The organism is Salinibaculum rarum, assembly GCF_030505615.1.
Taxonomy (GTDB): Archaea; Halobacteriota; Halobacteria; order Halobacteriales; family Haloarculaceae; genus Salinibaculum; species Salinibaculum rarum.
The window spans coordinates 1,384,690-1,406,258 of record NZ_CP129992.1 but is presented as its reverse complement, the minus strand read 5'-3'; the positions used below and the strand labels follow the sequence as shown (position 1 = coordinate 1,406,258).

The window sequence follows — 21,569 nt, the reverse complement described above, 5'->3', positions numbered from 1 at the left end:
ACACACGTCGTCGTCAGAATCGACCTTCAGGCCGCAATTTCGGCACTCGCGTAGGGTACTGTCAGTTCCACCGCCTGTGTCGCGGATGAGTCCAAGTAACCCCATGTACGACGGACTCCTTCGTCGACACTGATTAATTTTCGTGAACTGGCTGGAGGGCAGCCGCTGGCGCACTCGGCCTGCTTCATACTGCAATGACTGCACCAAAAATAGAAAGACGGGAACGGAACCGGTCAGAACGAGACGGTTGTGGCGTTCCAGCCGGGGTCGTGCCCGGTCTGGTCGATGAGGTCGGACCGACACGCTGGACAGTAGTCGGGGGCGGTCGACTCGCTTCGGGGGACATACACCGCATCGCCGCACTCCACGCAGGCATCTGTAACGACGGTCGCACAGTCCGCACAGACGTTGAAGTCGTCGGCTGTGAGCTCACGCAGGGGGTCGAGTTGTTTATCCAAGAGATACTCGTCGATGTCCGCCTGACAGTTCTGGCATGGTCTCATAGCGATGCGAGTACCACGAGGGGGTCACCGTACAAATGCTTGCCCCCGAGAGCAGAGGTCCTCTGTGAGTATCGAGTCGAGCGCGAGGAGAAACGAAGGACAGTCACCGCGGGGCCACGAAGGCGGTGGTATGCCGACGGTGACACGCAACGGGGTCGGAGTGCACTACGACACTGCGGGGGACGGCGAGACGGTGGCGTTCGTCGCAGACGCGGGCTACGGCGCGTGGCTGTGGGGATGGCAACATCGGGCCGTCGCCGGCCCGCGGGAGTCGCTGGTGTGGGACCTCCGCGGCACCGGCCAGTCGGACGCCCTGCCGGGGCCGTACGACGTGGACACGCTCGCGGCGGATTTCGAGGCGGTGCTACGAGACGCTGGCATCGACCGCACACACGTCGTCGGTGCGGGCCTTGGCGGGATGGTCGCGCTCCGCTACGCCCGCGAGTACGACCGCGCGCGGACGCTGACGCTGCTGTGTACCGCCGCCGACGGGGACGACATCGATACCGGTGCGCTGGGGTCGCTGTTCCCCGAAGAACGCGACAGGGAGTCGCTCCGGGCGTCGCTCTCGGGTGCGTTCTCACCGTCGTTTCGCGACGCTCGTCCGGACCTCGTCGACCGGATTGTCGAATGGCGCCAAAGCGAGGACGCGACGCCTGCTGCAGTCTCCGCCCAGACGGCAGCGATGGAGACGTTCGAAGCCGGTCCGCTGTACGAGGTGACACTGCCGACGCTGGTCTGCTGGGGCCGTGCGGACCCGGTCGTCGACCCGGCGGCGGCCCAGCGCCTGGCAGAGACGTTACCGAAAGGGACCGGCGAGGCAGTCGAGGGGCGACACCTCTGTTTCGTCGAGCACTCGCGGGCGGTCACGGAGCGACTGCTCGCACATATCGACGAACACACCGAACAGTCCTGACGGCGCCCCCATTCATTCCGGAGAAACGCCCAGCGGTGTCACCCGGCGCGGTATTCGGCCCGACTCAAATCTGAACTATTTTTATCGGGGGATTTGTACCGGGTTGTGTCACACTCACACCCACACTCGCGTCGGCACCGTCGGTCGATATCGACGGGACGCTCACGGCCCGCTCTGACGCGGGAGGGGCCAACAGTCGCCGACGGCCCGAGTGGAGGAGACAGTCACAATCATGACAGTACACAATCACGGCGAGCGACTGTACGGCTGGGTCGGAGCACTGAGCGAACGGCGCGCGCAACTCTCACCCGACCGTATCGGGCTCGTCGACGCCGACACCGGCGAGGAGTTCACCTACGCGGAACTCGACGAGCGGGCGAATCGGATGGCGCGACTACTGCGCAACCACGGCGTCGAGAAGGGCGACCGTATCGCCGTCGTCTCCCGAAATCGGCCGGAACTGGTCGACCTCTACTTCGCGACGGCGAAAGTCGGCGCGATTCTCGCACCCCTCTCCTACCGGCTGGCACCCCGCGAGATTACGGAGATGCTCAACGACGTCGAGCCGGCGATGTTGTTCGTCGAGAAGCCCTTCGAGGGTGATGTCAACGATGCCCTCCAGCGGTCCGACCGGACCTTTGCCGTCCCGCCGGTCGTCGGGCTCCCGTCCGAGGATAGCGGAGACACCTGGGAACAGAACGGACCGGAGGGCGAGGAGTGGAAGGGACTCGACGACATCCGTCCCGCCGACGGAACACCCGTCGAGCGCCCCGAGCTTGCACTCTCGGACCCACATCTGTTCTTGCACACCGGCGGGTCGACGGGACTGCCCAAAGAGGTCGTCCAGACCCACGGCGGCATCATGTGGAACGCCTTCAACACCATCATCTCGTGGGGGCTCCGGCCCGACGACGTGACGCCGATGGTGTTCCCGATGTTTCACACCGGCGGGTGGAACGTGCTCACCATTCCCTTCTTCCACATGGGCGGGACGGTCCTCATCTCCCGGGACTTCGACCCCCGGCAGGTGCTCGACCTCATCGAGGAGTACCGGTGTTCGGTGCTGGTCGCCGTGCCGGCCGTCCTCCGGTTCATGGTCGAAGACGAACAGTGGGCGGACACCGACCTCTCCAGCCTGCGCTTTGCAAAGAGCGGGGGCGGGCCGTGCCGTGACGCTATCATCGAGGCCTGGAGCAATCGCGGCATCGGCCTCTCACAGGGTTACGGTCTGACCGAGTGTGGCCCCAACAACTTCGCGATGCCCGACAACTTCGAGCGAGAGAAGACCGCCTCCATCGGGATGCCCGGGCTGTACGTCGACGCTCGCATCGTCGACGAGGACGAGACCGAACTCCCGCAAGGGGAGGTCGGCGAACTCGAACTCGCATCGCCGCATTCGGGGGACCGCTACTGGCGAAACGAGGAGGAAACAGACGAAGTATTCGGAGATGGCTGGGTGTCGACCGGCGACCTCGCTCGCGTCGACGAGGACGGCTACTACTACATCGAGGGTCGCAAGAAGAACCTCTTTGTCTCCGGTGGCGAGAACGTCTTCCCGCCGGAAGTCGAGGACGTCGTCGCCGGCCACCCGAAAGTGGAAGAAGTAATCGTCGTCCCCGTCCCCGACGGGACGTGGGGCGAAGTCGGGAAAGCCGTCGTCGAGGGCGACGAGAGCCTGACCGTCGAGGAGTTACAGGACTACCTCGACGGCAAGATTGCGGCGTTCAAGGTTCCGAAACACCTCGCCTTCGTCGACGAGATGCCGACGAGTGGGCCCTCGAAAATCGACCGCCAGGCGCTCGAAGACGAATACGGCGGTGACACACAGGAGTGATTATCAGGCCGACTTCCGATATTCCATACGTTATATTTCAGGTAGTATACTCGTATATCGGTTCTACTATCGCTGATAGAGTTTCCATTCGTGAAGTCATTCGGGAAAATAGGAAACTTAATTCGGCTACAGGAGAGAAGGTGTGGTAATGACCAACGTAGGCCTCACAGGGTACGGTCGGTACACACCCGACGAGGTGATAACAGGCGAGGAGATAGCCGAGCAGAGTGGGATTCCGGAAGAGGTAATCGTCGAGAAGATGGGGATGCGCGAGAAGCGCATTTGCCCGCCAGACAGCGACCACGTAACGGATATGTCCATCGCGGCAGGCAAAGAGGCACTTGCGGATGCTGGTGTCGACCCCGACGAACTGGACCTCGTGCTCTATCACGGCAGCGAGTACAAAGACTACATCGTCTGGTCGGCCGCCGCGAACGTCGCCGAGCGAATCGGTGCAGAGAACGCCTACGCGACCGAGAGTTACACGCTGTGTGCTGGCTGTCCCATCGCGATGCGGCAGGTTCGCAGCCAGTTGCTCGCCGACAGCGTCGAGACGGCGCTCGTGGTGACCGCCTCCCGCGAGGAGGACCTGCTCGACTACGAGAACGAAGATTCCTCGTTTATGTTCAACTTCGGCAGCGGCGCGGCGGCGTACGTACTGGAAGCCGACCCCGGGGCAGAGCGGACACGCGCCCGGGTCCACAGGAGCAGCGCCATCACTGACGGTTCCTTCTCGGAAGACGTCGTCGTGCCCGCCGGCGGGTCGAAGAACCCACCGACCGAGGACACCGTCGATCAGAACCACCATACGCTCGACGTGCCCGACCCCGAGGGGATGAAAGAGCGCATCGCACCCGTCTCGCTCCCGAACTATCTCTCGGTGGCCGAGGACGCACTGGAAAAATCGGGGTGCGAACGGGACGACGTCGACTTCGTCGCCGTCACGCACATGAAGCGGTCGTTCCACCGGACGCTCCTGGAAGAGTTGGGCGTCAACCCCGACTCGGATGGGTACTATCTCGACGAGTACGGGCACATGCAAAGCGTCGACCAGATTTTCGCACTGGACGAAGGGCTGGCGCGGGGACGCGTCGAGGCCGGTGATATCGTACTCTTTCTCGCGGCCGGGACCGGCTACACCTGGTCGGCGACAGTGCTGGAATGGCTCGGTTGAGTCGGGGCGAGACGTCCCAGACCGAGGCAACGCTGGCCGCCGATATGCATCCTTTTAGGGCCTGAACCGCTACTGGAAGGCGATGACTCGATTGCGCATCGCTCTGTTGAACGCGGCCCACGACGGCGCGGACACCCGCCGGAACTTCCGGCGCGAACTGGACGCAGACCTCGTGGAGTTTCACTGTCCGGCGGGTGAACTCCCCGAGACGTTCCAGTTCGACGCGTGTGTCGTCACCGGGTCGCGAGCCTCCGTCTACTGGGACGAACCCTGGATTGGAGAGCTCAAATCCTACGTGGGCGATGCAATCGACATGGGAATGCCGATGCTCGGCGTCTGTTATGGCCACCAGCTCCTCGCGGACGTTCTCGGGGGCAGCGTCGAGGACATGGGCGAGTACGAAATCGGCTATCGGACGGTCGAACACGACGGCGAGAACACGCTACTCGACGGGGTCGACGAGGATTTCACCGTCTTTACGACCCACTCCGACCGGGTGGCCGAGGCCCCACCAGGTGCCGAGGTGTTCGCCAGAAACGAGTACGGCATCCACGGCTTCCGCAAGGACAGCGTCTTCGCGGTGCAGTTCCACCCCGAATACGACACCGCAACGGCCGAAGACGTCGCCTCCGGCAAGGACCTCCCGGACGAGCGAATCCAGCAGGTACTCGACGGCATCAACGCGGAGAACTACGCCGCTGCCTGTGAAGCCAAGGCCCTTTTCGACAACTTCACCGACTTCGTCCGCGAGCGCGCACACGACAGTCGGACCGGCGCGGCAAGCGCTGCCGACGACTGACCTACCCAGTAGAACTCGATATCGTCGACAGCGAACGGCCGAGCACGCGACTCGCGACATGGACACCGACTAGCACCACGACTGCAAGGAGTATCCCTGCAGCCTGTGGAAGTGTCGATAGGAGTCCCAACGAAACGATGAGCGTCGTTGCGCAGGCGGGTGCGTGACGGAGCCCGGTTGCGAGCATTCCTCCGGCAGTCAGTCCCGTCGCGAGAACGCCACTCGCGGCGAGTCGGAGTCCGTCACTGGACAGCGGCGGTAGTTCGGCAGTCACCGCTACGTCGGGAGCGAGCAGCGAGAACGCGACGAGACCGCTAGCGACACCGATGGCGTGACCACCGACGACGCTTCGCGGCCGACACGACGGTGCAGTCGGGCGCACCGCGAGCAGATAGGCGGTGGGGCCGAGACTCGGAAAGATGAACGGAAAGCCAGTCACCCACGCTAGTGCCCCTGCGACGGCGACGAGTGTACCCGCGACGGCGCCGCGCCACAGTGCCTGGTTCATACCCGCCGCTACCACTCGTGACTCTAAACCCCGGTGATTTCTGTCGTCCCAGTTGTCGGTCCCGTCCCAAACGAACAGGTAGGTCGGTTCTCGAACGAGACGAACGGATGTTCAGCGTCTGTCCGTCAGGAGTGTCTGACGACCTCTGTCCCACACGCTTCACAGATGCCCAGCAGTGCGTCCCGATCCTCGGTAGGTTCGACCCGAATCGGCTGGCGCTCGCCGCAGTCGGGGCACTCGCGGACGATTTCGGTGTCGCCGGTCTCCGCGGGCGTGCCGAGTGCCAGCGCAACCACGGGGTCGTCGCTCTCGTTGCGGCCCAGTTGCCACTCGCCGGGTGCAAAGCGAATCGCCTCGCCCGCAGCGACCTCGACATCGCCGTCTTCGGTTTCGAACGTCGCCGTCCCGTCGAGAACGTAGAACAGTTCCTCCTGGTCTGCGTGGCGGTGGTAGCCAAAGCCGAATGTCTCGCCGGGTGCGAGTTCGTAGTGGTTGAGCGCGAGATGCTCGGCACCGAGCGCGTGTGAAATCGAGCGCTTGGCAGTTGCAGGACTCATCCACGAATCGATGTCGTCGACACTGGTGTGTTCCATACGGGAGTGTGTCACAGCCAGCACAAATAGCGTGTCGGCTGAGCGTATTCGTCTGTGACGGCCACGCCAGGCCGGGCGTAGCGACGATGCGACAGCAATCCCGCCGAAGGCAGTTGTGGGGTGAAAAAGGTGAGAAAGTTTATCCGCGCATACACGCGTAGACTAGTCACACGAGAAATGGTCGATGGGAACGACGCGGGTCTGGAGACACACCAGCCCGCGGACGAACGGCTCTCACCTCCCGAGTCGTTCATCGAACAGGCAAACGTTACCGACGAGTCGGTCTACGAGGAGTTCGAGAAAAACTGGCCCGAGGCGTGGGACCGCGCAGCGGAACTCCTCGACTGGGACGAAGACTACGAAAGGGTACTCGACGACGAGGGTGACACGTCCCGGTGGTTTACTGGCGGGTCACTCAACGCCTGTACGAACTGCGTCGACCGACACCTCCCCGAACAGAAAAACCAGCGCGCGCTCGTCTGGGAGGGCCAACTGGGCGAACGGCGCAGCTACACGTATCTCGAACTCTACCGTGAGGTAAACGAGTTCGCGGCCGCGCTCCGGTCGATCGGCGTCGGCGAGGGAGACATCGTCACCTTGTACATGCCGATGATTCCCGAGTTGCCGATTGCGATGCTCGCGTGTGCCCGCATCGGCGCGCCACACTCCGTGGTCTTTGCTGGCTTTTCGGCGGACGCCCTGGCGATGCGGATGGACTCGGCCGACTCGGAGTATCTGGTCACCTGTGACGGTTACTACCGGCGTGGCGACGCCGTGACGCTGAAAAACAAGGCAGACACCGCCAGTGCGTCCGTCGACCCGGACGTGACCTCGGTGGTCGTCGACCGACTGGACGGCTACGAGTGTACCCTCGGCGAGGACGAATACGACTACGGCAGTCTCCTCGACGCCCACGAGAGCGAGCGGGTCACACCCGTCGAGCGCGACGCCACCGACGACCTCTTTCGCATCTACACCTCCGGGACGACCGGCACGCCGAAGGGTGTCACTCACACGACTGGAGGCTATCTCTCCTATGTCGCGTGGACGTCCCACGCGGTACTCGACATCAAGCCAGAGGACACCTACTGGTGTAGCGCGGACATCGGCTGGATTACCGGCCACTCCTATATCGTCTACGGACCGCTCGCACTCGGAACGACGACGGTACTCTACGAGGGGGCACCGGACCACCCGGAGAAGAACCGCCTGTGGGAGATTATCGAACGGCAGGCAGTCGACGTCTTCTACACCGCGCCGACGGCGATTCGAGCGTTCATGAAGTGGGGCGAGGAGTATCCACAACAGCACGACCTCTCCTCGCTTCGGCTGCTCGGGACCGTCGGTGAGCCAATCAACCCGCGCGCGTGGAAGTGGTACTACAAACACATCGGCAACGAGAACTGCCCCATCGTCGACACCTGGTGGCAGACCGAGACCGGTGGCGTACTCATCACGACGCTGCCGGCAGTAACAGACATGAAACCCGGCTCTGCGGGGCCGCCGTTGCCGGGTATCAGCGCCCGCATCGTCGACGGCAAGGGCAACGAGGTGCCACCCGGAGACGGTGGCTACCTGATAATCGACCAGCAGTGGCCGGGGATGCCACGCGAACTCTGCGAGGGACGGGCGTGGGCCGCCGACGCAGGGGACGGGGCACCACAGCTCGAGGACACCGAGTGGTCCTACCCCACAGAGGACGGTGCACTCGCCGACGAAGACGATTATATCACCATTCTGGGACGGGTCGACGACGTCATCAACGTCTCGGGCCACCGGTTCGGGACGATGGAAATCGAATCAGCAATCGTCAGCGTCGACGGCATCGCCGAGGCGGCCGTCGTCACCGGCACCCACGACATCCAGGGGAAGGCCATCCACGCCTACGTCAGTACGGAAGACGACGCCGGCGACACCGACGCGTTGCGCCAGGCGGTCATCGACGCCGTCGAGGACGCCATCGGTCCGATTGCACGCCCGGAGTCGGTCGTGTTCTCGCCGGACCTCCCGAAGACCCAGTCGGGCAAAATCATGCGGCGCCTGCTCGAAGACATCGCCAACGGCGAAGAACTGGGCGATTTGAGCGCACTCAGGAATCCGGAGGTCGTCGGCGAAATCGAATCGGCGGTTCGCAGCGACTGAGTCCCTACCCATTTCGCATATTTCTCTCAGGGCGAATTCAGCGTGGAGAATAATCATCCTGATTAATCAGGCTGGTTGAAGTAAACGAGTTCTCGTGGCGTCGAAAGACCTTTACAACAGTTTCGCATATTTCCTGTAAGTCGAAGTATGGCAGAGGCCGCTGAGGAGATACGACTGACAGAGCGAGAGTACGAGCAGTTGCGTCAGTCGACAGAGACCTATCGCGAGGAGCTACTCGTGCGCCTCTGTGGCGAGGTCGGTCTCAGAGCGGCCGAAATCCCCCGTCTCAAGCCCGCGGACGTTCAGAGTCTCGGCGGGGAGGGTCGAACACAGTACTTCGTGACGGTCCACGAGAGCGACGGCGGGACACGGGAGGCGTATCTGCCGCCGCGGGTCGCCCACGATTTCTGGCAGTACGTCCGGAGCAACAACATCGAGACGGACCAGTCGGTCATCGACGTGTCGACACGGCGGGTACAGATGCTCGTCGGGGAAGTCGGCGAGCGGGCCGCGGAGTGGGCCGGACGCCCGACACTCGCGTCGGTGACGCCCTCGGTTCTCAGACGCTTTTTCGCCCAGCAGTTGCTGGTCAGCAAGGGCGTCGACCCGCGAATCATCACCACAATCGGCGGCTGGGAGGGCGTCGACGGGCTGCTCCCGCCACTGGAGGAGCCACCGCGAGACGAGATTACGGCGGCCTTCGAGCGACTCGAGGACGGCCAACACGGTGCCGGAAAGTCCGCGCGGCTTCGGGCGCTCGTGAAGACGCTGGACGAGGTCGGAGAAGCGCTGTCTGCCGCGGGGTCCAGAGGCGAAATCGAGGACGCCGTCTGTCAGACCATCGTCGCCGACGAGACGTACGACGCGGCCTGGGTGACCGAACGCGAACGACACCGGGAGCGAATCGACGTGCGCACGCACGCGGGCGAGGACCCCGACCGGTTCGATGACGCGGGCGATACGACGCTCATCAGACAGGCACTCCAGAGTAACCGCGTCCTCGTCGCGCCCGACAGGCCACAGCCGGGCGCCGCCGAACGAGGGTTGCTCGCGGCCGTGCCGCTGGTCCACGGGGAGACGACCTACGGTGCGCTGGTCGTCCGCGCGGACAGCCAGGGGGCGTTCGACGACCCCGAACGGACGGCGCTTGCAGACCTCGGCCGGCGCATCGGGCTGACGATTACGGCGACCGAGCGCCGACAGCTCCTGTTGGGCGATACCGTCGTCAGGCTCACGCTGCAGTACACCGACCGCGGTGCGGTCCTCGTTGACCTCGCGCAGACACTCGACTGTGACATCGAACTGACCGGCGTCGTGGCGGCCGACGCCCACTCACTGTTGTGTTTTGTCACCGTCGACGGGACTGCCCCGGAGACGGTGTTAAACTGGGTCTCAGAGACAGACAGCGTCGGGGACGCACGCCTCATTCGGAGCTTCGAAGACGGTGCCCTCCTCGAGATGGTCATCGAGAGCGACTCTCCCGCCCTCGCACTGACCGAGCGGGGCGGGACCGTCACCGAACTCAGCGTCGAAAATGGCACGGCGACTATCGTCACGGAGTTTGCGCCAAACGTCGGCGTCCGCCCGCTGGTCGACGAGCTGAACCGACAGTACCCCACCGTGGAACTGCGGAGCAAACAGGAGGTCACGCCGACCGACCAGACGCCCGCTGGCTTCCGGGAATCGATAGACGAGAAGCTCACCGAGAAACAGCAATCGGTGCTGCGGGCGGCCTACCACGCCGGCTACTTCGAGTGGCCACGCGGCTCGACGGCCGAGGAACTCGCCGAGTCGATGGACATCTCCTCGCCGACGCTGCACAACCACCTGCGACGCGCCCAGCAGAAACTTCTCGGCGTCGCCTTCGACGACGAGTAACCGTTCCCGCGGGCCATGCCGCCGTGGCCCATGGGATGTGTTGGCACTAGATGCCTAGGGACGGGACGGACCGAAGTACCACCACCCAACCCCGATACACTGGGACCATCGCTAGCCGACTGGCGGGCAACGCATCGGTCACTCAGGGATATATAAAACCCTACGTTAACGACAATACTTTGCAACGTGTAGAGTGCATAATTTTCCAATTTCGGATGTGTAACAATGTTGAATTGGGATAATTAGCGGTGTTCCTTAATATGGAGGTTGATGGATGACAGTTTGCAATGTCAGACGACGACGAACTTGAGGTCGAACTTGAGGCACGGCTCGAAGAACAGGAGGAGTTCGAGCCGCCGGAATCGTTTGTCGAACAGGCAAACGTAACAGACGAAGGGATTTACGAGGAGTTCGAGGAGAACTGGCCGGAAGCGTGGGAGCGAGCGGCCGACCTCCTCGACTGGCAGTCGGACTACGATACCGTGCTCGACGAGAGCGAAGCACCGTTCTACAAGTGGTTCACCGGTGGGTCGCTGAACGCATCGGAGAACTGTCTCGACCGACACCTCGACGAGCGCGGCGACGAAGCCGCAATCGAGTGGGTCGGCGAACTCGGCGAAGAGCGCACGTACACGTACGAACAACTCCACGAGGAGGTAAACGAGTTCGCGGCTGTGCTCCGGGACCAGGGAGTCCAGGAGGACGACGTGGTGACGATGTACATGCCGATGATTCCCGAGCTCCCGATTGCGATGCTCGCGTGTGCCCGCATCGGCGCACCACACGCAGTCGTCTTCGCGGGCTTTTCCGCGGACGCACTCGCGACTCGGATGAACGCCGCCGACTCGGAGCACCTCGTCACCTGTGACGGTTACTACCGCCGCGGTGACCCGCTCCACCACCTCGACAAGGCCGAGGAAGGGCTGGAGTCGGTCGACCAGGACGTGACCTCGATTGTCGTCGACCGACTCGAAGACGACTTCGACCACGACCTGGGCCCGAGCCAGCACGACTACCACGACCTGCTTGCCGAACAGGAAGGCGCAACGGTCGAACCCGTCAGCCGCGACGCCGAGGACATGCTGTTCCTGATGTACACCTCCGGCACCACGGGCAAGCCAAAGGGTGTCAAGCACACCACCGCGGGCTACCTGGCCTACGCTGCCTGGACGTCCCACGCGGTTCTGGACATCAAACCGGATGACACCTACTTCTGCTCGGCAGACATCGGCTGGATTACCGGCCACTCCTACATCGTCTACGGGCCGCTCGCGCTCGGGACGACTTCGGTCATGTACGAGGGGACGCCGGACTACCCGGACAAAGACCGGATGTGGGAAATCGTCGACGACCACAACGTCAACCAGCTGTACACCGCACCGACGGCGATTCGGGCGTTCATGAAGTGGGGCGAGCAGTACCCCAACAAACACGACCTATCCAGCCTGCGCCTGCTGGGAACGGTCGGTGAACCAATCAACCCGCGTGCGTGGAAGTGGTACTACAAACACATCGGCCAGGAGAGCTGCCCCATCGTCGACACCTGGTGGCAGACCGAGACCGGCGGAATGATGGTAACCACCATCCCCGCCATCGAGAACATGAAACCCGGCTCCGCGGGGCCGCCGCTGCCGGGCATCAGTGCTGACATCGTCGACGAGCGTGGCTCTCCGGTCGAGGCCGGCCGCGCGGGCTATCTCATCGTCAACAAGCCGTGGCCCGGTATGCTGCGGACGCTGTACAAGAACGACGAGCGGTTCATCGACGAGTACTGGGACGAGTACTCGATTCCGGAGAAAGACCAGTGGGTCTACTTCCCGGAAGACGGTGCGAAAATCGACGACGACGGCTTCATCACCGTGCTGGGCCGTGTCGACGACGTTCTCAACGTCTCCGGACACCGTCTGGGAACGATGGAAATCGAGTCGGCAATCGTCGGCGTCCCCGGCGTCGCGGAAGCGGCAGTCGTCGGCGGCGACCACGAGATGAAAGGCGAAGCAGTCTACACCTACGTCATCACCGAGGACGGTTACGAGGGTGACGAGGAACTCCGCCAGGAGATTATCGAGGCTGTCGAGGACAGCATCGGCCCGATCGCACGGCCAGAGGCAGTCGTGTTCAGTCCCGAACTGCCCAAGACGCGCTCGGGCAAAATCATGCGCCGCCTGCTCGAGGACATCGCCAACGGCGAGGAACTCGGCAACACGTCCACGCTGCGAAACCCCGAAGTCGTCGAGGAAATCGCGAAGAAAGCCCAAGACGACTGACCCCACCAACAACAATGACAGACAACGATACGACCGAGCCTGCTGATGGCTCGACTGAGGACGTTCGAACCGATGGAGGTGTGGCGGCCCAGGAGCGGTCCGTCGACTACCTCGAGACAGAGATAAACATACTAAGTCCAAGTACGCCGTTCATGCGCGACCACCTGAAGGTGGTCTGGACGAGCTTTATCGCCTGGGTCGTCATCACCTGGGCGCCGTTCCTCGCGACGGTGGCCGCACCCGAGACGATGACGAGTACGCTGCCGGTTATCGGCTTCCCGGCACACTACTTCCTCATCGCCTTCGGCGCGCCGACCGGGTCGCTGATTCTTGCGGCTATCTACGCCCGCAAGCGCGACCAGCTCGACGAGAAGTACGGTATCGACCCCACGGAGACCGAGTCCGTCCAGAGCAGCGGTGAGGCCACCGCTGCGACCGACGGAGGTGTCGACGAATGATAGAGGCAGTGCCACTGCAGGCGGGAGCGCTCAACATTTCGTTCAAGCCAATCGGTGCGGCCATCGTCTTCCTGATGATGGCCTCGTTCCTCGCCATCGGCTACTTCTTCAAGGTCGCCGACACCGAGGGCATGTGGGTCGCCGGCCGTGGTATCGGGAGCATCGAGAACGGGATGGCAATCGGTGCCAACTGGATGTCCGCCGCGTCCTATCTCGGACTGGCCGGACTGATTGCCCTCGCGGGCTTTTACGGCCTGGCCTTCGTTATCGGCTGGACGACCGGCTACTTCGTCCTGCTCATCTTCCTGGCCGCACAGATGCGCCGCTTCGGGAAGTACACGGCACCCGACTTCGTCGGTGACCGGTACAACTCCTCGACGGCGCGCGCAATCGCAGCGTTCACGACGCTGCTTATCGCATACGTCTACTCCGTCGGGCAGGCCTCCGGGATGGGTCTGGTCGGCCAGTACGTGTTCGGCCTCGACTTCGTTCCGATGGTCATCGTGATGATGACCATTACCGTCGGGTACCTCGCGATTTCGGGGATGCTCGGCGCGACCAAGGGGATGGCCGTTCAGTACGTCATCCTCATCGTGGCGTTCCTCGCGGGCGTCTACGCAGTCGGCTTCACGCAGGGCTACTCCACCGTCCTGCCACAGATCGAGTACGGTGCACTCATCAGCGAAGTCGACGCGCAGTTCTCAGAACCGTTCGCAAACAGCGGTCCGTGGCTCTGGGCGGGAACCGCGTTCTCGCTCATCTTCGGGACCTGTGGACTCCCGCACGTGCTCGTGCGGTTCTACACGGTCGAAAACGAACGGACGGCCCGCTGGTCGACCGTTTCCGGGCTGTTCTTCATCCTGCTCCTGTACTGGGCCGCACCCGCGATGGCTGTCTTCGGTGTCGACCTCTTCGAGGCCACGGAGGGTGTCAGTGCCTTCGCTGGCGCCGAGGCAGGCGGCATGACCGGTGCGGAAGGTGACGTCATCGTCGTGCTCGCGGCGCAGTTCGCAGAACTTCCGCAGTGGTTCGTCGGCTTCGTCGCAGCCGGTGCGATGGCCGCCGCAATCGCGACCACGGCAGGCCTGTTCATCACGGCCTCCTCCGCAGTCGCACACGACATCTACTCGGAACTCATCAACCCCGACGCAACCCAGCGCCAGCAGGTCCTCCTCGGACGTGCGACCATCGTCGGTATCGGTGCAATCGTGACGCTCACCGCGCTGGATCCGCCGGCGCTCGTCGGTGAGCTGGTCGCACTGGCGTTCTCACTCGCAGCCATCGTGCTGTTCCCGATGTTCTTCCTCGGACTCTGGTGGGAGAACACCAACCGCCAGGGCGCACTCGCCGGCATGACCGTCGGCCTCCTGCTCTGGACCGCTGCAGTGGTCAACGACCTTATCTTCCACTTCAGCGACGTCTTCGGCGAATGGGTGCCAGCAATCGGTGCCGCACTCGTCGGCACGCCGCTGGTCTTCATTATCACCATCGCCGTCTCGCTGATGACGCCCGAACCAGACGAACACACGAAGAAGGTCGTCCGGCAGTGTCACAGTCCCAAGCCGATGGGACAGCAACAGACCGCAGAAGACGTCGTTGCAACCGACGGGGGCGAAGAGACCCCTGCGGACGACTAATCCATGTACGACAACATCCTCGTTCCGACAGACGGTAGCGTGACCTCGGAAGTAGCAGTCGACAACGCTGTCGACATCGCCGAAAAGTACGGTGCCACGATTCACGCACTGTACGTCGTCGACGTCGACGCGACCAGCTACGGGCTGGGTACCGAGCAGGTCGACCGCATCCGACAGGGCCATCTCGACGAGATGCCCGAGGTCAAAGACGACGCAGAAGAGGCGACCCACTACGTCGCCAACGCAGCCGAAGAAGCCGGCGTCGAGTTCGAGGAACACATCCGGGTCGGCGAGCCCGCACGGGCCATCCGGAAGTTCGTCGAAGACGAGCACATCGACCTCGTCGTCATGGGAAGTCACGGCCGGTCGGGCCTCTCGCGGGTCATCCTCGGCAGCGTCGCCGAGAAGGTCCTGCGACGGACCCACCTGCCGGTCCTCATCGTGGACAGTCACGAACTCCACGAAGACGAATAGGCACACGTCGAGTTTCGTCGTCTCTCCGCCGCGACCGTATTTTTTGCCGGGCACCCTCAGAACAGTCGCTTCTGGAGCTGCTGCCGTAGCGACCGCGGGCGCTCGGTGACCGCGACCAGCGCCACGGCACGCCGACTGGTTGGTAGACCAATAATTTTGCCTATCCCCCTTTTATCAGTCCGTGCCGAACCTCTCGGTATCGTGTCGAAACGACCCCGACAGCTGACGGGAGCCCCTCGGGCCATCGCAACTCGGCACGGAAGACACCGCACAGACAGCACCCTCAGTCACCAACAATGATAGAGACACTCCTCACCGGCGGGACAGTCGTACAGCCAGAACTCCTCTTGCAGATGACACAGAACGAAGCGTTCGAGTTTATCCACGACGACACGCTGTTGGCGACGTCACTGTGGGCGAACATCGCACTCGCGGGACTGGCGATACTGCTTTTCGTCTACATGGGGCGGTCCATCGAGGACCCCCGAGCACAGCTCATCTGGGTCGCCACGCTACTGGTGCCGCTGGTCTCAATATCGAGTTACGTCGGGCTCACCTCCGGGCTGACCGTCGGCTTCCTCGAGATGCCCGCAGGGCACGCACTCGCCGGCGAGGGCGAAATCTTCTCGCCGTGGGGTCGCTACCTCACGTGGACGTTCTCGACGCCGATGATTCTGGCCGCGCTGGGACTGCTCGCGGGGACCAACCGGGCGAAACTCGCCACCGCGATTACGATGGACGTCGGGATGTGTATCACCGGCCTGGCCGCCGCGCTGACGACCGGCTCGTACCTGCTGCGGTGGGTCTTCTACGGTATCAGCTGTGCCTTCTTCGTCGCAGTGCTGTACGTCCTGCTGGTCGAGTGGCCCGCGGACGCAGCGGCCGCCGGCACGAGCGAGATATTCGGGACGCTCAAGGTGTTGACCGTCGTGCTGTGGCTCGGCTACCCGATTTTGTGGGCGCTCGGGTCTGAAGGATTTGCCGTCCTCGATGTCGCACTCACGTCGTGGGGCTACTCCGGGCTCGACATCTTCGCGAAGTACGTCTTCGCGTTCCTGTTGTTGCGCTGGGTGGCCGCCAACGAACGCGTCATCGGCCAGACGAGTACGACCGAACGGACCGGCGCCAGTCCCGCCGACGACTGAGACTGCCGGCGCTCCGTTTACACTACGGGTCCGGTCAGTCGCGAAAAGACAGTCGCGAACGACATCAGAACACGAACACGAGCAGCGAGTGTGTCACTCTCGGTGGTCGATGTCGAGCTGGTCTTCGATGTTGTCTACCCACTCGGAGTCGGCGAGGTCTTCCATCTGCTCCTGGAAGTGCGTCTTGCAGACGCCGACTTTGATTCCGTCCTTCTCGACGGCAATATCGGCTTCGCGGTCGCAGTAGTGACACTGCATACTCCCCTCTTGGGTCGGGACGGCATTGAACCCTGCGGCTGCGGCGAGTCACAACCGCGTGTGTGAGCGAAAGTGCTGGTAGGCGTCGGCGTCCAGTCCGGCAGCGCCCAGCGTCTCCCCGTGGGCGTCGCTGCCACCCGTCGGGACGAGGCCGTGGCGCTCGATTGCCTGCTCGACCGGTCTGGTGTCGACGTCCCGGCCGTAGGGGTACCAGCGCTCGACGGCGTCCAGCGACGCGGTGAGGTCGAGTGCCGCGACCGGGTCGTCGTACCGGAGCGGATGGGCAAGGCCCACGAGGCCACAGGCGTCGGCGAGCAAGTCCCGGCCCGTCTCGAAGTCGGGAATCTCACGGGCGACATAGCAGGGACAGTCGTCACCGATGAGCTCGGCAAAGGCGTCGTCGTATCCGTAGTCGGCCTCGCTGTCCGCGATAGCCTGGGCAATATGGGGCCGGCCGACGCCCGGTTCGAGCGCGACGTCGAGGGACACCCCGAGTCGGTCCTCGACGCAGTCGACGATGCGACGGGCCCGCTCGACGCGGTTTTCCTGAAGTCGGTCGAGTTCGGCGACGAGCGGGTCCGTCCGGCGCGCGCCGTATCCCAGGAGGTCGACGTGCCCGGCCGGCGAGTCGACCCGCAGTTCGATACCGTGAACGACGGTGACGTCGCCGACGACGGCCACCGGCGTCTGCAGGTCCGGGTGAAGCCGGTCGTGGTCGGTGACGGCGACGACGTCGACACCGGCCTCGCGTGCCGCCTCGGGGAGCGTCTCCAGCGTAAGCGTCCCGTCCGAGTGGGTCGTGTGGACGTGGAGATCCGCGACTATCATACCTGAGTGTCGGTCCCCCGCAGGTATCGGTGTTTCTGCTCGCTGGCGTCCAGCCGTGGCGTGTCCCTGTTCGGACACTAGACACACTAGAACACCTAAACCAGATATGCAATGATAGATGGTGAAGTTTATATGCCGGGACGACTCGACGGAGAGATATGAGGCTCGTAAGTAGCGTCGACGACTCGTTTGCGACACACACGTTCCCGACCACGACGGCGGAGTTCGTCGAGGAACACGGCCACAAAGAACTGGAACTGCCAAACGGGGCGGCCACGCTGGAGGAGGTCCTCTCGTGTCTGCCAAACGAGGACTTCGAAACCGAGGAAGACGCTCGACTGGCAGTGTACAGCGCACTCGGCGAGGAGGCCATCGGTCGGAAGGGCTACAGCGACCGCGACGCGACTGCGCCCGGCGAGAACGGTCACGACGTCGTCTCGCTGTAACACAGACTCCGCCAGCACTCCCGGCACAATCTGAGACATCTTTTTCGACGCGGTCCTTGCCTCTGGCAGTTCAGCGAATCGCCAGCGCCTCTCCTGTGCACGGCGAGCCGTCGGTGGCAGACGCCAACGACACCGGCGGCAGATGCATAGAGATTTAGTCGTTCGGGTGTCTCGGTCCGATGAATGGCAGACCCCGAGCAAGAACCAGACCCGGATGAGAGCGTCCGGGAGGCCGTCGAACGGTCCAGAAGCGGTGCGCCCGCGGCCGGGCGGGTCGTTCGTGACCGGTTTTCCTCAGACGAGGTCTTCCAGCGCATCGTCGCTGCTGCCGACGAGGAAATCACGTCCGGGAGCCGGGAACTGTTCTTCAGCGGCCTCGCCGCTGGCTTTGCGATTACGATTACGTTCCTGCTGTACATCTCGATGACGGCGTCGACGGACGGCCACCCCGTTCTCTCTGCGATGTTGTACCCGCTGGGATTTATCTACATCATCATCGGTGGGTACCAGCTGTACACGGAGAACACACTGCCACCGGTCGCGTTGACCCTCGAACGCATCGCGTCGATTCCGGCGCTGCTTCGCAACTGGACCGTCGTGCTGGCCGGGAACTTCGCAGGCGGAACCTTCGGTGCCATGGCCCTCGCGTGGGGTGGCGTCCTGTCGGCCGACGGCGCGACGGTCGCAGCCGACATCGCATCGAAAGGCATCGAGACTGCCTCGACAGTGCTCTTTGTCAAAGCCGCCTTCGCCGGGCTCATCGTCGCAGGCGTCGTCTGGGTCAGTTTCGCCGCCAGGGACACGATTTCGCGACTCGTCGTCGTGTACCTGGCCTTCCTGTCGATTCCTCTCGGCGGCCTGTTCCACGTCGTCGTCTCGTACACCGAGATGGTGTATCTCGTCTTGCTCGGGGACCTCTCGCTTTTCGTCGGGATGACCGAGTTCGTCATCCCGGTGCTGGTCGGCAACACCGCCGGCGGCGTCATCCTGGTGACGGTGGTCAACTACTTCCAGACGACAGAAGAGCGGCTGGAATCCGCCCGGTTCGAGGGTGCAAACCGGCGCCTCTCGAAGCGGGAGTGGGTCCTCGGGAGTCGCGCCGGGCGCTCCTATGTCCCCCTCATCGACACCGCAGAGACGGTGACAGAGTCCGAGGACGGCCCCTTCCGCATCGTCGTCCCGATTACGAACCCGCGGACCGAGTCCCGGCTGGTGGAGTTTGCCTGTACGCTTGCCAGCGACAGGGACGACGCCGTCGTCGACGTCGTCCACATCGTCCAGATGCCCCGGCAGGCCTCGCAGGGCTACGGCGTCAAACAGAGTCGACGCATCATCGGGGAATCCGAAGAGCTGATGGACGACATGACGGACGTCGCCAGCGAATACGGCGTCAAGTGTGACACCTCGACGGTGCTCTCACACCGGTCGTTCGAAGAGATATTCACCGTCTCCAAGCGCAAGGGCGCCGACCTCGTGGTCATGGAGTGGGGCGAAGACGGCGTCTGGCGGGCCGCACGCGCGGACCGTCCCCTCGACGACCTCACGCGACAGCTCCCCTGTGACTTCTTGGTGCTCAAAGACCGGGGGCTGGACACCTCACGCATCTTGCTCCCGGTCGTCGGCGACCAGTCCGACGACATGAGCGCCGACGTCGCGCGAGCGCTCCGTGACGTCAAAGGGGCCGAAGTCAGTCTCCTACACGTCGTCGACGGGCCAGAACAGCGCGACCAGGGCGAGGAGTTCCTCGCCAACTGGGCGGCCGACCACGGTCTCGACAGCGCCATCCGACTCGTCGACGACAGCGGGCAGGTCGAACAGGCAATCGAACAGGAGGCCAAAGAACACACGCTTGTGCTTCTGGGCGCCTCCGAACGCGGCCTGCTGTCGCGACTGGCCCGCGACGCGCTCTATCTCGACGTCATCGACGAACTGGACTGTTCGGTGGTGCTCACGGAACCGGCGACAAAGCGTGGCCTACTCGGGAGACTGTTCGGCTGACCGATAGGAAGCCGGCGATTGACTGCCGGAATTCCGACGTTGTGGACAGCGTCCTAAAAAAGACTGTCTCGAACACAGCAATCTGGGAACGCCCCTATCACTAACGTCTGGTGACTCCCGACCTGGGTGTATGTATCGCGTACTGTTGCCGGTCGACGAAAACGAGCAACGCGCCAAACAGGCAGCCCAGAACGTCGCTGACCTCCCGCGAGAACCGGACGACATCAAGGTCGTAGTTCTCAACGTCCAAGAACCGTACAGCGTCGGCGACGGTGGCGGCCGTGTCAGCAGCGAGGAGTTGTTCGACGAGACCGACTACCCAAAGACCGTCGGCACAGTGCTCGACCTGCTAGCGGAGGCGGGAATCGAGACCGAGAAACGACGGGTCCACGGCTCCGCCAGCGAGGAGATTCTGGCCGCCGCCGAGGACATCGACGCCGACGCAATCGCGATGAGTGGGCGCAAGCGGAGTCCGACCGGCAAAGTACTGTTTGGCAGTGTCACGCAATCGGTGTTGCTGGACGCAAATCGGCCGGTGCTGGTCTCGTCGATGGAGTAGTCGGGTCAGTCTTTCTCCAGAAAGTCCGGGCGGTCGATAGCCTCGTTTTTGCCCGGTTCGGGCCGGTCGAGGGCTTTCATCTTGTCGATGGCGTTGGGAAGTCCGTCGCGGCCGCCGGTCGGAACGTCGTCTTCGTCGACAGTTATCGTCTCGCCTTCGACGAGTTCCGACCAGACGGGGTCGGCCGCGTCCTCGCCGGCGTCGGCATCGAGTTCGCGGGCCTCGTTTCTCCCCTCGTCGAACGCGAGGTCAACGACGCTCTTGTTGTAGGAGGTGTCCATCTCCTCGCGAACGCGGTCGAGTTCATCCGGGTGGTACTCCCCGAGCGACGCCGCGACGCCGAGCGCGTACGCACGGTCGATAGCCTCGTCTTTGTCGATGGTGCCCCAGTCCGTCCCGTACGCACGCTCGTACTTGCTCATGTTATCCCTGGACCTTCCGGTCGGGGTGGACGCGCAGCCCCTGGTCGGAGAAGCTAATCTCCCTGATGTCACAGTCGATTGCGGTCCCGCGCATCTTGATGACCTGTATGCCCCGGGTCATCCCGGAGGAGTCGAGGAAGTTATGGAAGAAGATGACGCCGTGTGCGAGGTAGTGTTCGTCCGAGTACGACGTGGGGTCTGTCATCTCCGAGATGAGCAGCGTGGTCGCCTTGGTCTGTTTCAGCGCGGAGAGAAAGCCCGTAATCTCGTCGCTCATATCGGAGAAAAAGTGCTGGAGGAGCATCGTGGAGTCGACGACCACCCGGTCGATGTCGTTGGACTCGATAAAGGCGACCAGGCGGTTCGTGAGTCCGCCGTCGGTGCCAAACTGCGTAATCGTCCGTTTCCCCGCCTCGGTGACCAGGTTGAGAAACTGGACGTTCTCGGACTGGACAGCCCGGTCGAAGCCAAATTCGTAGCCGGACATGTCCTGTATCAGTTCCTCTTTGGTCTCGTGCATCGTCACGTACAGACAGTCGGCACCCTCTTTTGCACCCTGGGTGATAAACTGAGAACAGAACGTCGTCTTCCCACTGCCCGGCGGCCCGCTCACCACGTAGAGTCGGTCGTTAATGAGCCCCCCCTCGACGAGTTCGTCGAATCCAGGGACGCCACTCGAAAGTCGCATACGAAGGCAAACGCCGCATCGAGATATAGATGTTTGCTCTTT

At 63.2% G+C, this 21,569-nt stretch carries 21 protein-coding genes; 14 read left to right on the top strand and 7 right to left on the bottom strand.

Annotation, left to right across the window (positions count from 1 at the left end; genetic code table 11):
* Positions 1-233: 233 nt before the first annotated feature.
* Complete coding sequence (locus QYL91_RS07575) at positions 234-503, bottom strand: DUF7571 family protein (protein WP_302082768.1); 270 nt, start codon at positions 501-503, stop codon at positions 234-236.
* Between the two features lie 130 nt (positions 504-633).
* Between QYL91_RS07575 and QYL91_RS07570 the strand changes: the two genes are divergently transcribed.
* From QYL91_RS07570 to QYL91_RS07555, 4 genes are all read left to right on the top strand, one after another.
* A complete protein-coding gene (locus QYL91_RS07570; RefSeq protein WP_302082767.1) occupies positions 634-1,419 on the top strand; it encodes an alpha/beta fold hydrolase in 786 nt (261 codons plus the stop codon).
* 232 nt (positions 1,420-1,651) lie between these two features.
* A complete protein-coding gene (locus QYL91_RS07565) occupies positions 1,652-3,253 on the top strand; it encodes a class I adenylate-forming enzyme family protein (RefSeq protein WP_302082766.1) in 1,602 nt (533 codons plus the stop codon).
* Between the two features lie 148 nt (positions 3,254-3,401).
* Positions 3,402-4,427 (top strand): 3-oxoacyl-ACP synthase, encoded by a 1,026-nt coding sequence (locus tag QYL91_RS07560; protein ID WP_302082765.1) that lies wholly within the window; start codon positions 3,402-3,404, stop codon positions 4,425-4,427.
* Between the two features lie 82 nt (positions 4,428-4,509).
* Entirely contained in the window at positions 4,510-5,226 is a 717-nt protein-coding gene (locus QYL91_RS07555) for a type 1 glutamine amidotransferase (protein WP_302082764.1), read from the top strand.
* Between the two features lies 1 nt (position 5,227).
* On the opposite strand, the gene QYL91_RS07550 is transcribed toward QYL91_RS07555, so the two are convergent.
* Entirely contained in the window at positions 5,228-5,734 is a 507-nt protein-coding gene (locus QYL91_RS07550) for an HPP family protein (RefSeq protein ID WP_302082763.1), read from the bottom strand.
* 125 nt (positions 5,735-5,859) lie between these two features.
* Entirely contained in the window at positions 5,860-6,327 is a 468-nt protein-coding gene (locus QYL91_RS07545; RefSeq protein ID WP_302082762.1) for a cupin domain-containing protein, read from the bottom strand.
* A 177-nt stretch (positions 6,328-6,504) separates the two neighbouring features.
* Here QYL91_RS07545 and acs (QYL91_RS07540) point away from each other — a divergent pair, with 177 nt between their 5' ends.
* The 7 genes from acs (QYL91_RS07540) (at position 6,505) to QYL91_RS07510 (ending at position 16,328) form a co-directional block, all read left to right on the top strand.
* Positions 6,505-8,469, top strand: coding sequence for an acetate--CoA ligase (acs, locus tag QYL91_RS07540; RefSeq protein ID WP_302082761.1), 1,965 nt, complete (start codon positions 6,505-6,507; stop codon positions 8,467-8,469).
* A gap of 147 nt (positions 8,470-8,616) precedes the next feature.
* A complete protein-coding gene (locus tag QYL91_RS07535; RefSeq protein ID WP_302082760.1) occupies positions 8,617-10,347 on the top strand; it encodes a bacterio-opsin activator domain-containing protein in 1,731 nt (576 codons plus the stop codon).
* Between the two features lie 287 nt (positions 10,348-10,634).
* Complete coding sequence (gene acs / locus QYL91_RS07530; protein WP_302082759.1) at positions 10,635-12,614, top strand: acetate--CoA ligase; 1,980 nt, start codon at positions 10,635-10,637, stop codon at positions 12,612-12,614.
* A 14-nt stretch (positions 12,615-12,628) separates the two neighbouring features.
* Positions 12,629-13,072, top strand: a complete 444-nt coding sequence (locus QYL91_RS07525; RefSeq protein ID WP_302082758.1) for a DUF4212 domain-containing protein — start codon at positions 12,629-12,631, stop codon at positions 13,070-13,072.
* Complete coding sequence (locus tag QYL91_RS07520) at positions 13,069-14,709, top strand: sodium:solute symporter family transporter (protein WP_302082757.1); 1,641 nt, start codon at positions 13,069-13,071, stop codon at positions 14,707-14,709. Before QYL91_RS07525 ends, QYL91_RS07520 begins: the two co-directional genes overlap by 4 nt.
* Before the next feature lie 3 nt (positions 14,710-14,712).
* Positions 14,713-15,183 carry a universal stress protein gene (locus QYL91_RS07515; RefSeq protein ID WP_302082756.1) on the top strand — a complete coding sequence of 157 codons (471 nt, stop codon included), beginning with the start codon at positions 14,713-14,715 and terminating at the stop codon, positions 15,181-15,183.
* A 353-nt stretch (positions 15,184-15,536) separates the two neighbouring features.
* Entirely contained in the window at positions 15,537-16,328 is a 792-nt protein-coding gene (locus tag QYL91_RS07510; protein ID WP_369685625.1) for a bacteriorhodopsin, read from the top strand.
* Positions 16,329-16,421: 93 nt separating this feature from the next.
* Here the strand turns inward: QYL91_RS07510 and QYL91_RS07505 are convergent, their stop codons facing one another.
* Together QYL91_RS07505 and QYL91_RS07500 are read right to left on the bottom strand one after the other, a co-directional pair.
* Positions 16,422-16,586 (bottom strand): DUF6757 family protein, encoded by a 165-nt coding sequence (locus QYL91_RS07505; RefSeq protein ID WP_302082754.1) that lies wholly within the window; start codon positions 16,584-16,586, stop codon positions 16,422-16,424.
* 48 nt (positions 16,587-16,634) lie between these two features.
* A complete protein-coding gene (locus tag QYL91_RS07500) occupies positions 16,635-17,414 on the bottom strand; it encodes a PHP domain-containing protein (RefSeq protein WP_302082753.1) in 780 nt (259 codons plus the stop codon).
* 158 nt (positions 17,415-17,572) lie between these two features.
* Here QYL91_RS07500 and QYL91_RS07495 point away from each other — a divergent pair, with 158 nt between their 5' ends.
* From QYL91_RS07495 to QYL91_RS07485, 3 genes are all read left to right on the top strand, one after another.
* On the top strand, positions 17,573-17,860 hold the full coding sequence (locus QYL91_RS07495; protein ID WP_302082752.1) for a DUF5789 family protein: 288 nt from the start codon (positions 17,573-17,575) through the stop codon (positions 17,858-17,860).
* Between the two features lie 183 nt (positions 17,861-18,043).
* Positions 18,044-19,858: a formate/nitrite transporter family protein gene (locus tag QYL91_RS07490; RefSeq protein WP_302082751.1), complete on the top strand. Its 1,815-nt coding sequence runs from the start codon at positions 18,044-18,046 to the stop codon at positions 19,856-19,858.
* Positions 19,859-19,988: 130 nt separating this feature from the next.
* Positions 19,989-20,417: a universal stress protein gene (locus QYL91_RS07485; RefSeq protein ID WP_302082750.1), complete on the top strand. Its 429-nt coding sequence runs from the start codon at positions 19,989-19,991 to the stop codon at positions 20,415-20,417.
* Positions 20,418-20,422: 5 nt separating this feature from the next.
* Here the strand turns inward: QYL91_RS07485 and QYL91_RS07480 are convergent, their stop codons facing one another.
* Positions 20,423-20,839 carry a DUF8057 family protein gene (locus QYL91_RS07480; RefSeq protein WP_302082749.1) on the bottom strand — a complete coding sequence of 139 codons (417 nt, stop codon included), beginning with the start codon at positions 20,837-20,839 and terminating at the stop codon, positions 20,423-20,425.
* 1 nt (position 20,840) lies between these two features.
* Positions 20,841-21,527 (bottom strand): RAD55 family ATPase, encoded by a 687-nt coding sequence (locus tag QYL91_RS07475; RefSeq protein ID WP_302082748.1) that lies wholly within the window; start codon positions 21,525-21,527, stop codon positions 20,841-20,843.
* Between the last annotated feature and the right edge of the window lie 42 nt (positions 21,528-21,569).

What these genes read in the sequence shown, in the direction of transcription:
- QYL91_RS07535 (WP_302082760.1), top strand. Translation starts at nt 8,617, where the DNA reads ATGGCAGAGGCCGCTGAGGAGATACGACTGACAGAGCGAGAGTACGAG.
- QYL91_RS07515 (WP_302082756.1), top strand. Translation starts at nt 14,713, where the DNA reads ATGTACGACAACATCCTCGTTCCGACAGACGGTAGCGTGACCTCGGAA.
- QYL91_RS07485 (WP_302082750.1), top strand. Translation starts at nt 19,989, where the DNA reads ATGTATCGCGTACTGTTGCCGGTCGACGAAAACGAGCAACGCGCCAAA.
- QYL91_RS07525 (WP_302082758.1), top strand. Translation starts at nt 12,629, where the DNA reads ATGACAGACAACGATACGACCGAGCCTGCTGATGGCTCGACTGAGGAC.
- QYL91_RS07505 (WP_302082754.1), bottom strand. Translation starts at nt 16,586, where the DNA reads ATGCAGTGTCACTACTGCGACCGCGAAGCCGATATTGCCGTCGAGAAG.
- QYL91_RS07545 (WP_302082762.1), bottom strand. Translation starts at nt 6,327, where the DNA reads ATGGAACACACCAGTGTCGACGACATCGATTCGTGGATGAGTCCTGCA.
- QYL91_RS07490 (WP_302082751.1), top strand. Translation starts at nt 18,044, where the DNA reads ATGGCAGACCCCGAGCAAGAACCAGACCCGGATGAGAGCGTCCGGGAG.
- QYL91_RS07510 (WP_369685625.1), top strand. Translation starts at nt 15,537, where the DNA reads ATGACACAGAACGAAGCGTTCGAGTTTATCCACGACGACACGCTGTTG.
- QYL91_RS07495 (WP_302082752.1), top strand. Translation starts at nt 17,573, where the DNA reads ATGAGGCTCGTAAGTAGCGTCGACGACTCGTTTGCGACACACACGTTC.
- QYL91_RS07475 (WP_302082748.1), bottom strand. Translation starts at nt 21,527, where the DNA reads ATGCGACTTTCGAGTGGCGTCCCTGGATTCGACGAACTCGTCGAGGGG.
- QYL91_RS07520 (WP_302082757.1), top strand. Translation starts at nt 13,069, where the DNA reads ATGATAGAGGCAGTGCCACTGCAGGCGGGAGCGCTCAACATTTCGTTC.
- QYL91_RS07570 (WP_302082767.1), top strand. Translation starts at nt 634, where the DNA reads ATGCCGACGGTGACACGCAACGGGGTCGGAGTGCACTACGACACTGCG.
- QYL91_RS07480 (WP_302082749.1), bottom strand. Translation starts at nt 20,839, where the DNA reads ATGAGCAAGTACGAGCGTGCGTACGGGACGGACTGGGGCACCATCGAC.
- acs (WP_302082761.1), top strand. Translation starts at nt 6,505, where the DNA reads ATGGTCGATGGGAACGACGCGGGTCTGGAGACACACCAGCCCGCGGAC.
- QYL91_RS07575 (WP_302082768.1), bottom strand. Translation starts at nt 503, where the DNA reads ATGAGACCATGCCAGAACTGTCAGGCGGACATCGACGAGTATCTCTTG.
- QYL91_RS07555 (WP_302082764.1), top strand. Translation starts at nt 4,510, where the DNA reads ATGACTCGATTGCGCATCGCTCTGTTGAACGCGGCCCACGACGGCGCG.
- QYL91_RS07500 (WP_302082753.1), bottom strand. Translation starts at nt 17,414, where the DNA reads ATGATAGTCGCGGATCTCCACGTCCACACGACCCACTCGGACGGGACG.
- acs (WP_302082759.1), top strand. Translation starts at nt 10,635, where the DNA reads ATGTCAGACGACGACGAACTTGAGGTCGAACTTGAGGCACGGCTCGAA.
- QYL91_RS07550 (WP_302082763.1), bottom strand. Translation starts at nt 5,734, where the DNA reads ATGAACCAGGCACTGTGGCGCGGCGCCGTCGCGGGTACACTCGTCGCC.
- QYL91_RS07560 (WP_302082765.1), top strand. Translation starts at nt 3,402, where the DNA reads ATGACCAACGTAGGCCTCACAGGGTACGGTCGGTACACACCCGACGAG.
- QYL91_RS07565 (WP_302082766.1), top strand. Translation starts at nt 1,652, where the DNA reads ATGACAGTACACAATCACGGCGAGCGACTGTACGGCTGGGTCGGAGCA.